The organism is Selenomonas sp. FC4001 (assembly GCF_000701565.1).
Classification (GTDB): Bacteria; Bacillota; Negativicutes; order Selenomonadales; family Selenomonadaceae; genus Selenomonas_A; species Selenomonas_A ruminantium_B.
In genome coordinates this window covers 123,792-136,551 of sequence record NZ_KL370793.1, presented here as the reverse complement: position 1 = coordinate 136,551, position 12,760 = coordinate 123,792, and the positions used below count along the sequence as shown (strand labels likewise).

The following is a 12,760-nucleotide window of genomic DNA, read 5'->3' as shown; positions in this document are numbered from 1 at the left end:
CAATTTGACATGTCAGTTTGACCAGTCAAAAGGAGGCAGATACATGGAAATATGGTTTTCCCAGATGGATACGGAAAATGTCAAGACCTCTGTGCGGGTGGATAAGCAGCTTTTTTCCAAGCAGAGTGAATATCAGCGCATTGATGTGTTTGAATCGCGAGAATTTGGCAGGATGATTGTGCTCGATGGCGAAATTATCTTTTCGGAGGCAGATGAATTCATCTACAACGAAATGGTGGTGCATGTGCCCATGGCCGTTCATCCCCACGTAAAAAATGTGCTGATTATCGGCGGCGGCGACGGCGGTGTGGCCAAAGTCCTGACCCAGTACCCAGAGATTGAGTCCATTGACGTGGTGGAGCCGGACGAAATGTTCATCGAGGTTTCGCGGGAGTTTTTCCCCGAGACGGCCAAGGGCTTTGATGATGACCGGGTGAAGATTACGAACATGGACGGCCTGCGCTTTTTGCGGCGCTGCCGGGATAAGTATGACCTCATCATCAACGATTCGACTGACCCCTTTGGCCATACGGAAGGGCTGTTTACGCGCGAGTTTTACGGCAATTGTTACCGTGCCCTGCATGATGACGGCATTATGGTCTATCAGCATGGCAGCCCGTTCTATGATGAGGATGAGGCAGCATTCCGCGCCATGCACCGCAAGGCCTATCAGAGTTTTCCGGTGAGCCGCGTTTATCAGGCGGGAATCCCGACCTGTCCGGCTGGGCTTTGGATGTTCGGCTTTGCGTCCAAGAAATATCATCCGTTGAAGGATTTTGATGACAAGCGCTGGAATGCGCGCGGACTCAAAACCTGGTATTATACGACCCATCTGCATAAGGGGGCTTTTATGCTGCCCAAATATGTTGAGGATATTCTTTCAGAGGAGGAAGTAAGAAAATGAGCAAATTGATGATTATCGGCTGCGGCGGCGTTGCCAGTGTAGCCATCCATAAGGTATGTCAGAATGATGAGGTATTCGACGAACTCATGATTGCCAGCCGCACGGTTTCCAAGTGCGATGCCTTGAAGGAAAAATTGCAGGGGCAGACGAAGACGAAAATCACCACGGCGCAGATTGATGCCGATGATGTGGAAGCTCTGACCAAGCTGATTAAAGAATATAAACCGGATGCCGTGCTCAATGTGGCCCTGCCTTATCAGGACCTCACCATTATGGATGCCTGCCTGGCTGCCGGCGTGGATTATATCGACACGGCGAACTATGAGCCGGAAGATACGGAAGACCCGGAATGGCGCAAAATCTATGAAAAGCGCTGTAAGGATTTGGGCTTCTCCGCTTATTTTGACTATTCCTGGCAGTGGGCTTATGAGGACAAGTTCAAGAATGCGGGCCTGACGGCGCTTTTGGGCACAGGTTTTGACCCGGGCGTAACCTCCGTATTTGTCGCTTATGCAAAGAAACATTACTTTGACACCATCGACACCATTGATATCCTCGACTGCAATGGCGGCGACCATGGCTATCCCTTTGCCACGAACTTCAACCCCGAAATCAACCTGCGCGAAGTTTCCGCCCCTGGCTCCTATATGGAAAACGGCAAGTGGATTGAGATTCCGGCTATGAGCATCAAGCGTGAATACGACTTCGAAGGTGTGGGCAAGAAGGATATGTACCTGCTGCACCATGAGGAAATCGAGGCCTTGGGCCGTAATATGCCCGAAGTCAAGCGCATCCGCTTCTTTATGACCTTTGGCCAGAGCTATCTCGACCATATGCGCTGTCTGGAAAATGTGGGCATGCTCTCCACGACGCCGATTCATTACAACGGTCAGGAAATCGTGCCGATTCAGTTCCTCAAAGCGCTGCTGCCCGACCCGGCTTCTCTTGGCCCGCGCACGAAGGGCAAAACGAATATCGGCTGCATCTTTACGGGCAAGAAGGACGGCAAGGAACGCTCCATCTACATTTACAATGTCTGCGACCATCAGGAATGCTATAAGGAAGTCGGCTCGCAGGCCATCTCCTATACGACCGGTGTTCCCGCGATGATTGGTGCTATGCTCGTAGCCACGGGCCAGTGGAAAAAGCCCGGCGTATTCACCACGGACGAGTTCGACCCAGACCCGTATATGGAAGCCCTCAACAAATGGGGCCTGCCCTGGAAGGTCGAAGAAAATCCGGTGCTGGTGGACTAAGGCATGCGCATGAAAATCGACAAAGTGCCTACGCCCGCCTATGTGGTGGACGAACAGGCATTAGAGAACAACCTGCGGATTTTGCAGCAGGTTAAAGAAGAGGCAGGCTGCAAAATCTTGCTGGCGCAGAAATGCTTTTCAATGTTTGCTGAGTACCCGCTGATTGGCAGGTACCTTGACGGTGCCACCGCCAGCGGCCTTTATGAGGCACGCTTGGGCCATGAGGAAATGGCGGGGGAGAACCATGTGTTTTCCCCTGCCTATCGGGCTGAAGAAATCGAGGAGATTGCCGCTATCTGCGACCATGTAATCTTCAATTCCTTTTCCCAGCTGCGCCGCTTTGGTGCCAAGGTCAAAGGAATCCAGCAGGCGCGGGGCATAACGCATGGCATTGGCCTGCGCATCAATCCCGAATGCTCGACACAGGAGCATGCCATCTACGACCCCTGTGCACCCGGTTCGCGCTTGGGCGTTACGGCGGAGGATTTTGCCCAGGCGGTAGAAGCCGAACCGCAGCTTTGGAATTTGCTGGACGGCTTGCATTTCCATACCCTTTGCGAACAGAACAGTGATGCTTTGGCCAAGACTTTGCAGGCCGTAGAGCAGAAGTTTGGTCGCTGGCTGCAAAAAGATTCCATTCATTGGCTCAATATGGGCGGCGGCCATCATATCACGCGGGCGGATTATGACCGTCAGCTATTGATTGACCTGGTTAAGGAGGTCAAAGAAAAATATGCGGTGGAAGTCTACTTGGAACCCGGCGAGGCCGTGGCGCTTAATGCAGGTTATCTCGTTACAGAAGTGCTGGATACAGTGACCAATCATGGCGTAAATATCCTGCTTCTTGACGCGTCCGCTGCCTGCCATATGCCCGATGTGTTGGAAATGCCCTATCGGCCGCCCCTCAAGGATTCCGGCGAGGCAGGGGAGAAGGCATATACCTACAAGCTTTCCTCCTGCACTTGCCTGGCGGGGGATATTATCGGCGATTATTCCTTTGACCGGGAAATCCTGCCAGGAGACAGGCTCTATTTTGAAGATATGGCCATCTATTCCATGGTCAAGAACAATACCTTCAACGGCATGGCCCTGCCTGCTATTTGGAAGATGGATGCCAGTGGTGACTGTACATTGGTCAAAAAGTTTGGTTATCAGGACTTTAAGGAACGATTGTCATGAGGATAAAGGATAGTACACCAAAAGCCGACGGTTTCTATATGCCCGCCGAGTTTGCACCCCATGCAGGAACTTTCCTGATTTGGCCCACCCGGCCCGGTTCGTGGACGAATAACGGCGCGGATGTGCAGCCGGTGTTTGTGGAGCTGATTCGCGAGATTTCGGCTGTGGAGGAGCTTTATCTGCTGGTGGATGAGGCGCATCGCGCGCAGGCAGAAGCAATGCTTAAGGACCTGCCGCAGGAGCATATCCATTATCTGGCGATTCCCACGGACGATGCCTGGGCCAGAGATATGGGGCCAACCTATGCCGTTGATGGTAAAGGCCGGCGCCGGGGCATCAACTGGCGCTTCAATGCCTGGGGCGGTGATTTTGACGGCCTTTACCCGGATTACGCGCAGGATGATGCGGCGGCGGAGAAGATGTGCGCGGCCCTGCATGACGATATCTATGATGCCGGAGATTTTGTGCTTGAAGGCGGCTCCATCCATGTGGATGGTGAAGGAACGGTCGTTGTGACCGAAGCCTGCCTGCTGTCCAAAGGGCGCAACCCTGACTGGTCAAAAGAGCAGATTGAAGCAAAACTGCTGCAATATCTCGGCGCGGAAAAAGTCATTTGGCTGCCACGGGGCATTTATAATGACGAAACCAACGAGCATGTGGATAATGTCTTTGCCTTTGTAAAGCCCGGTGAAGTCCTGTTGGCCTGGACGGAGGATAAATCTGACCCGCAGTTTGCGCTGAGTCAGGCGGATTTAGCGGTATTGGAAGCAGCTACGGACGCCAAGGGGCGTAAGTTTATCATTCATAAACTGCCCATCCCCAAGAAGCCTGTCTGCATCACCGCGGAAGAAGCAAACAGCTTTACCTTCGAGGAAGGTGAGGACAGGCGGGAGCCGGGGGAACGACTGGCGGCCAGCTATGTGAATTTCTATCTCTGCAACGGCAAGGTCATTCTGCCGCAGTTCGGTGATGAAATGGACAGGGAGGCCCGGCGTATCTTAGGAGAATGTTTCCCAGAGCGCCAAGTGGTGCCCTTGCCTGCCAGAGCTGTAATCGTGGGCGGCGGCAACTTCCATTGCCTGACCCAGCAGATTCCTTCCATCACGCAGAGACACGAGGTGAGATAATGCGCAAAGTAACCGTTGCCGCCATTCAAATGCAGATGGTGGCAGGTGTAAGTGAGAATATAAACAAGGCTGAACAACTGGTACGAAAAGCCGCGGAGCAGGGCGCACAGATAATCCTGCTGCCGGAGCTCTTTGAACGGCCCTATTTCTGCCAGCAGCGGCAGTATGATTTCTATGATTATGCCACATCCGTAGAGGAAAATCCGGCCGTGCGGCATTTCCAGCCCATCGCCAAAGAACTGGCCGTGGCTATGCCCATCAGTTTCTATGAAAAGGATGGCACGCGGCTCTTTAACAGCATTGCCATGCTCGATGCCGATGGTGAGGTTTTGGGCGTTTACCGCAAGACCCATATTCCTGACGACCATTACTATCAGGAAAAATTCTACTTCACGCCGGGCAACACGGGATTCAAGGTCTGGGATACCCGCTATGGCAAGGTAGGTGTAGGCATCTGCTGGGACCAGTGGTTCCCCGAAGCTGCCCGTGCCATGGCGCTGCAGGGAGCAGAAATCCTGCTCTATCCCACGGCCATCGGTTCTGAACCCATTCTGGAAACCGACAGCATGCCCCATTGGCGCCGCTGTATGCAGGGCCATGCCGGCAGCAATCTCGTGCCCGTAATGGCGGCTAACCGCATTGGCGTAGAGAAAGTGGAACCCTGTGCAGAAAACGGTGCCCAGTCCTCGTCGCTGAGCTTCTATGGTTCATCCTTTATCACGGATAACACGGGGGAGATTATCGCGGAAGCGAACCGTGCGGATGAGCAGGTTTTGACCGCTTCCTTTGACCTCGACCAATACGCCAAAGACCGCTTGAGCTGGGGGCTGTTCCGCGACCGGCGGCCGGAAATGTATCGGGATATTGTAAAGTGAAATTATCTAAGAAAATAGTGCTGTTGTAACTTCGGCAGGCAAAGAGGGATTATTCCTAAGCGATCTACACGCGCAGCGTGTACTAGCGCAGGAATAATCCCTTTTTGTCTGCTGTCATCGAGCGTGAGGTGTCATATTACGTTGAGGGAAAGAATGACGCTCAAGATGACGCCCAAGGTGACGCTCAAGATGTCGCTTAAGATAAAAGTTCGGTGAAGTTCGGAGAAAGTTCGGAGAAAAATGGCGGTGATTGGCGGTGAAATGGCGGTAATATACAGGAGCGGATTATTGAAGCTGTATGTGAGCGTAACAAAAGGCGATAGCCATTCGTTGGGGAACGGAGGCTGTCGCTTTTTTGAAAACAAAGAATAAATCTAGTATAATAGATACCAATGGTATAAGATTCTGATTAATTAAGGCAAGGAATGATAGAGATATGGCATCACAGGAATTGAATCAGGCGTTATGGAACGCAGCTAATGTTATGCGTAGCACGATGAGCGCGGACGAATACAAGGATTATCTTCTCGGCATGATTTTTTATAAGTATCTGTCTGACCGTCAGCTTTATACGGTGGTTGACTTGTTGGAAGACCGCCAGCCGGAAAGTCTTGATGAAGCGCAGCAGTTATATGAGGAAGCCCGTCAAGGTGAGGATTGGGATGATTTGAAGGCCGAGTTGGAGGAAAATTACAGTTTTGCGATTGAGCCGCAGTATACATTTACGGCGCTGTACAATGAAATCAACAACAAGACTTTTACCACCGACCATCTGCGTCAGGCCATGCGGGATATTGAGCAGGGCGGTGAAGCTATTCGCGGGCAGAAGCTCTATGAGGATTTGTTCGAGGATTTTGATATTGACTCCAAAAGCCTTGGCACCACTCCGGCAAAGCGCAATGCTATGCTTTCGGATGTGATGAAGGAGTTGGCTCATATTGACTTTACGCAGTATGGCGCGGATGCGCTCGGTGATGCTTATGAATATCTGATTGGTCAGTTTGCGGCGGGGTCCGGGAAAAAGGCCGGGGAGTTCTATACCCCGCAGGCTGTTTCGGAGCTTATCACCCGTATTGTGACCAAAGGCAAAGAAGGGGAGCCGGCTTTTTCCATTTATGACCCGTGCATGGGTTCAGGTTCCCTGCTTTTACATGCCCGCGCGTTTATTAACGAGGATTGCCGCAATGGCATTCAGTTCTTCGGGCAGGAAATCTCGCATACCACCTACAACTTGGCCCGCATGAATATGATTCTGCATAATGTGCCCTTCCAGTATCAGCATTTCCGCAATGGCGATACCTTGGGGGCTGACTGGCCCACGGAGGAGCCGACGAACTATGATGCTACCGTGATGAATCCTCCATACAGTCAGCATTGGAGCGCGGCGGCAGGTTTCTTGATTGACCCGCGTTTCCAGCGTTATGAAAAGCTGGCGCCGAAGTCAAAGGCTGATTTTGCCTTCCTGCTTCATGGCTTCTATCATCTGAAAGAAAACGGCACAATGGGCATTATCCTGCCGCATGGCGTTCTGTTCCGCGGGGCTGCAGAGGGGACAATCCGTAAACACCTGCTGGAAGATGGCAATATCTATGCGGTTATCGGCCTGCCTGCGGGGATTTTCTTCAATACGGGCATTCCGACCTGCATTATCGTGCTGAAAAAAGGCCATGTGAACCGTGATGTGCTCTTTATTGACGCGTCAAAGGAGTTCCGCAAGGAAAAGGCCCAGAACTTCATGGATGCGGAGCATATTGACAAGATTATGGCGGCTTATGATGAGCGCAAGGATGTGGACAAGTTTGCCCATTTGGCCACCTTTGAAGAAATCAAGGAAAATGACTACAACCTCAATATTCCCCGCTATGTGGATACCAGTGAACCCGAGCCGGAGGTTGACCTCAAAGCAGTATGTGCCAATTTGCAGGAGATTGATGCCGAGATAAAAACTGCCAATCATGAACTGCTGGCCATGATGAATGAGTTGACCAGTGATGATGCAGACGCAAGAGCGGCATTGGCGGAACTGGGCAAAATCATACAGGGGGTGTGAAGATGAGCACACCTAAAATTAGATTTAAGGGATTTACGGATGATTGGGGACAGCAAAAGTTATCGGACATATATCAGGATATTGGAAATGCTTTTGTTGGTACAGCTACTCCATACTATGTTGAAGAAGGACACTTCTATCTTGAATCCAATAACGTAAAAGATGGGCAGATAAACCATAACTCAGAGATATTTATAAACGATGAGTTCTATGAGCGACAGAAAGATAAATGGTTACATGCTGGTGATATGGTTATGGTTCAATCTGGACATGTTGGTCATGCGGCTGTAATTCCTAAAGAATTAGATAATACGGCGGCTCATGCGCTTATAATGTTTAGAAATCTGAAGGCTCCAATAGAACCATATTTCTTGAATTATCAATATCAGACTGACAAAGCAAAGAAGAAAATTGATAACATTACAACAGGCAATACAATAAAACATATTCTTGCGTCAGATATGCAAGAGTTTGTAGTTGATGTAGCTTCTTATGAAGAACAAGGCAAGATTGCTGATTGTTTTAAGCAGTTGGATAGCCTTGTTACTCTGCACCAGCGAAAGTGTGATGAACTGCAAAAAGTAAAGAAGTATATGCTTCAAAAAATGTTTCCGAAAAAAGGCGAAAAAGTTCCAGAGATTCGCTTTGCTGGGTTCACTGATGATTGGGAACAGCGGAAGTTCCATGAAGTGTTTGATGGATTACCAAATAATACTCTTTCAAGAGCTGACCTAAACTACGAGAAGGGCGAAGCACAGAACATTCATTATGGCGATATTCTTGTCAAGTTTGGCGATTATGTTGATGCTACAACAGAAGAACTACCTTATATATCCGATAAAAAGTTGGTGGATAAATTCAGTAATTCATTCTTGCAGGATGGAGATATTATAATTGCAGACACTGCAGAAGACGAGACTGTAGGTAAGTGTACGGAGATAGTTGGGGCACAAGGCAAGAAACTGATTTCGGGATTACACACTATCCCTTGTCGTCCTAGGCAGAGGTATGCTCCTAAGTTCTTGGGGTATTACATGAATTCTAATTCTTATCATGCTCAACTACGACCACTTATGCAAGGAGTTAAGGTGATATCTATATCTAAAGGTGTTTTGCAAGACACCAAGATGGTCTTACCCCAGTCAGTGGGAGAACAGGGAAAAATAGGTGCATATTTCTCCAATCTCGACAATCTTATCACCCTTCATCAGCGTAGGCATGATACCCTTAAAGAAATCAAGAAGTATATGTTGCAAAATATGTTTCCTAAAAAATAAAGGCATTGGGGGTGAATCGGTATGAATGAAATTGAGAAAGTATCGCAGTATATTTACGGTGAAATCAGACAAAGTATAATCCATGTACAGTATAAGGTACAACAGGCCGTAAATACTGGCATGGTGCAGATATATTGGGAAATTGGTCAGCAGTTGGATAAAGCTTGTGACGGTAAGCAGGCGGAATATGGCAAAGGTGTATTGCAACAAGTTTCGGAGAAGTTAACGGCTGAATTTGGGAAGGTCTATTCTGTCAGAAATTTGCAGATGATGCGGCAGTTTTATCTGGCTTTTCCAAATGCGAACACACTGTGTTCACATTTGAGCTGGTCGCATTATAGACTGCTGATGAGGGTAAATAATATAGAGGCAAGAACATATTATGAGAAAGAGTGCGCTGCCTCACGTTGGAGCGTAAGGGAGTTGGAAAGACAAATATCAACTCTTGCGTATCAGCGAACATTATCAATACAGGAAGAAACTAAAAATCTTCCCCAGATGGCTCCTAAAGACGAATCTGATGTGGCGTATACGGATTTTATTCGTGACCCGTATGTATTGGAATTCCTTAATTTGAAATCTTCGCCTAATTTTCATGAAAAGGATATAGAGCAAGGAATCATCGAGCACTTAAAAGAATTTTTGCTTGAGTTGGGACGTGGTTTTTCATTTGTTGCCCGACAGAAACATATAGACCTGGATGGTGACCACTTTTATATTGATTTGGTATTCTATAATTATATATTAAAGTGCTTTGTCCTTATTGACTTGAAGTTAGGCAAGGTAAAACATCAGGATATGGGACAAATGCAAATGTATGTTAATTATTATAAGCGTAATATGAAAATTGACGGAGATAATGACCCTATAGGAATTGTTTTGTGTGCTGAGAAAAATGAAGCGGTAATTAAATATACTTTAGGGGATGACAGTAACACGCAGATATATGCTTCCAAGTATTTGTCGTATATGCCAACTGAGGAAGAATTGAAAAAGGAACTGCGCTTGCAGGAACTTCCTTTGGCAAAAGAAGAATAACGTAGCAGGAGGAATGTGCATGGCACCAAGTGAAGTGTCGATGGAATGGGCGCTGATTAAGCAGCTCACGGGGGATGTTTCCCAATGGACTTATCGCAAGGATATTGTAGACGAGGAATCCCTTTGGGCAAATTTCCGGACGAAGCTGAATCAGAACAATCTTGCTGTGCTTGATGGTGAGCCTGTAACGAATGCCGAGTTTCATCAGATTCGGGAATATATGCTGGATGTGGCCAAGACTCCTTACAAGGCGGCTTTGTGGCTGGCGGGGGAGAATGGTGAGGCGGTCATTCCCTTGACGCGCGAGGATGCGGCCAAAGGCACAATCCACCTTATGGCGGTCAGCAATCGGGAAATCGCCGGGGGCAGGTCATCTTATGAGGTCATCAACCAGTTTGTTTCCGACAAGCAGGATGATGATGACCGTGAGCGCCGCTTTGATGTGACTTTGCTGATTAACGGCCTGCCCATGATTCATATTGAACTCAAGAACCAGGACCATCCCTATATGGATGCTTTCCGTCAGATAAAGAAATACAGTCTGGAAGGGAAATTCCGCGGGCTTTTTGGCATGGTGCAGATGTTTGTCATCAGCAATGGCAGCAACACCCGCTATATTGCCGCCGATACCGGCTCAAACCTCAATGAGCGTTTTTTGACTTCGTGGGTTAACAAGAACAATGAGCCGGTGGAAAATTATCTGGAATTTGCCAAGGAAGTTTTGCGGATTCCTGAAGCGCATGAGATGGTGGGCCATTACAGTGTGGTGGATGCGGAGCGTCATAAGCTGATTTTGCTGCGGCCCTATCAGGTGCATGCCATTGAAGCCGTCAAGCAGTCCTCCCAGCGGCAGGAGTCGGGCTTTGTCTGGCATACGACGGGTTCCGGCAAGACGTTAACCTCCTACACGGTGGCCAAGAATCTCATTTTGATTCCGGGGATTGACAAGACCATTTTCCTCATTGACCGTAAAGACCTCGACCAGCAGACCTCCATTTCCTTCAAGGCTTATGCGGAAAATGACATCATTGATGTGGACGAAACCGATAATGTCCATGACCTGCTGCAAAAGCTCAAAAACAAAGACCGCGTGGTGATTGTCACCACCATCCAAAAGATGCAGATTATCATGAAGCGCTACAATAGTGAAGCGAAGAAGGATTCCGCCACGGCAAAGCGCCTTCATGGGATGTGCATTGCTTTTGTAGTGGATGAATGCCACCGCACGGTCACGCCGGAAACCCAGCGGGAGTTGCAGAAGTTCTTTAGCAATTCCCTGTGGTACGGTTTTACCGGTACGCCGATTTTTGATGAAAACAAGCGTCAGCGCAAAGGGGATTTGGCGCGTACTACGGAAGCGCTGTATGGCCCCTGTCTGCACAATTACACCATCAAGGAGGCCTTGCATAATAATGCCGTTCTGGGGTTCCAGATTGATTACAAGGATTCTGTGTCCCATGACCAGCTGCTGGAACTTGGTGAGAAATTGCAGGTGGCCAGTGCTGATGAACTGGCCAATATGGAGCCGGACAAGCTGGAGGAAAAGGTTTTTGCGGCTTATTATAAGAACACAGGCGTCGATATTTACGATAATGACGAACATCGTCGCAGCGTGGTGAAGTACATCATCAACAAGGCGGCGGGCAAGTTTCGTCTGAATGCCCCGCAAGGGGAGGCTTATGAGGCGATTCTTACTGTGTCTTCCATTGAGATTGCCCAACGGTACTATCAACTGTTCAAGGAATTCATTGCGGGCGGGAATGTGTCGCCCTCCATTCGGGAGAAGTGTGTGGACTTCCCCAAGATTGCCATTACCTATACGGTGACGGAAAACGACGAAGATTCGCTTGCCAATCAGCAGGCCATGAAGGAATCTTTGGCCGATTACAACGAAATGTTTGGCACGAAATTCGCGCTGGATAGTTTGCAGGCCTACAACACCAATCTCAATGACCGTTTGGCCAGGAAGAAGGGGCGTTATAAACAGCGGAAAGAACAGTTGGATATTGTCATTGTGGTTGACCGCTTGCTGACCGGTTTTGATGCGCCGCCTTGCGCTATTCTCTTTGTAGACCGCCCGCCGATGGCCCCGCAGAATATCATTCAGGCTTTCAGCCGCACCAACCGCATTTTTGACAAGAGCAAACGCTATGGAATGGTGGTGATTTTCCAGCGGTCGGCGCAGTACCAAACGGCTGTGGATGGTGCATTGCTGCTGTACAGTAACGGCGGCACAAAGGAAGTCAGCGCGCCGACCTTTGCGGAAATCGAAAAGGATTTTAAGGATGCACTGGCAGAACTCAAAAGCATTGCGGCAACGCCCGAGACTGTGGAAACGATTATGGGCGACCGCAGCGCCATGCAGAAATTTGCCAAGGCCTTTCAGAAAGTTGACCGCCTCAGCGGTGAGATTCAGGTTTATCAGGAATGGGAGGACAAGGAGTTCAGCGATTATGGCATTGTGAAGGAGAGTCTGACAGAATACGGCGGCAAGTATCATAATGTCATTGAAGAACTCAAAACGCCGACGAGTGATGAGGAGCCTGTGGTGGTGGATATCGGCTATGAGATTGAGAATATCCGCAGCGTGACTATTGACTACCGTTATATCGTGTCGTTGATTCAGAACTATATGCCTGGGGAAGATGAGCTTATTGTAGAGCCTATCGAAGATACTGCCATTGACAGCCATATCGATAAACTCCGTGAAACGAATCCGGCGCTGGCTGATGTCATTGGCGGCTTCTGGGAAGATATGAAGAAAGACCCGCTGAAATATAAGGGCCTTGATGCCATGACGGTGATTGAAACCCGTATCGAGGAAATTATCGCGCAGCAGATTAACAGCTTCACGAAAGAATGGTGCGCACAGAAAAAAGATGTGCTGGCCATATTGAATACCTTTAGGAAAGGCGATAAAATATCCCTCGTCACAGACTACGAAGCCTATAAGCAAAACCACGAGGGTGTCAGCAAGTTAAAATACAATCGCAAGGCCAAAGATGCCGTTATCGAGCTGATTGAAAAAATCCGGCCATTGCGGGAGAAGTGAGG

General features: G+C 48.9%; 9 protein-coding genes. All 9 read left to right on the top strand.

What is annotated here, in order from left to right; genetic code table 11:
- Positions 1 to 43 precede the first annotated feature (43 nt).
- On the top strand, positions 44 to 904 hold the full coding sequence (gene speE, locus T320_RS10330; RefSeq protein ID WP_037355533.1) for a polyamine aminopropyltransferase: 861 nt from the start codon (positions 44 to 46) through the stop codon (positions 902 to 904).
- Entirely contained in the window at positions 901 to 2,160 is a 1,260-nt protein-coding gene (locus T320_RS10325; RefSeq protein WP_037355532.1) for a saccharopine dehydrogenase family protein, read from the top strand. Before speE ends, T320_RS10325 begins: the two co-directional genes overlap by 4 nt.
- 9 nt (positions 2,161 to 2,169) lie before the next feature.
- Positions 2,170 to 3,339 (top strand): carboxynorspermidine decarboxylase, encoded by a 1,170-nt coding sequence (gene nspC, locus T320_RS10320; protein WP_037356509.1) that lies wholly within the window; start codon positions 2,170 to 2,172, stop codon positions 3,337 to 3,339.
- Positions 3,336 to 4,466, top strand: a complete 1,131-nt coding sequence (aguA, locus tag T320_RS10315) for an agmatine deiminase (RefSeq protein WP_037355530.1) — start codon at positions 3,336 to 3,338, stop codon at positions 4,464 to 4,466. The genes nspC and aguA overlap by 4 nt, the downstream gene beginning before the upstream one ends.
- On the top strand, positions 4,463 to 5,341 hold the full coding sequence (gene aguB / locus T320_RS10310; protein WP_369793451.1) for an N-carbamoylputrescine amidase: 879 nt from the start codon (positions 4,463 to 4,465) through the stop codon (positions 5,339 to 5,341). The genes aguA and aguB overlap by 4 nt, the downstream gene beginning before the upstream one ends.
- A gap of 436 nt (positions 5,342 to 5,777) precedes the next feature.
- Entirely contained in the window at positions 5,778 to 7,391 is a 1,614-nt protein-coding gene (locus T320_RS10305; RefSeq protein ID WP_037355526.1) for a type I restriction-modification system subunit M, read from the top strand.
- A 2-nt stretch (positions 7,392 to 7,393) separates the two neighbouring features.
- Positions 7,394 to 8,668, top strand: a complete 1,275-nt coding sequence (locus T320_RS14055; protein WP_051608724.1) for a restriction endonuclease subunit S — start codon at positions 7,394 to 7,396, stop codon at positions 8,666 to 8,668.
- A gap of 21 nt (positions 8,669 to 8,689) precedes the next feature.
- On the top strand, positions 8,690 to 9,706 hold the full coding sequence (locus T320_RS10295) for a PDDEXK nuclease domain-containing protein (protein ID WP_037355525.1): 1,017 nt from the start codon (positions 8,690 to 8,692) through the stop codon (positions 9,704 to 9,706).
- Positions 9,707 to 9,725: 19 nt separating this feature from the next.
- Entirely contained in the window at positions 9,726 to 12,758 is a 3,033-nt protein-coding gene (locus T320_RS10290) for a type I restriction endonuclease subunit R, EcoR124 family (protein ID WP_051608723.1), read from the top strand.
- Positions 12,759 to 12,760: the final 2 nt, after the last annotated feature.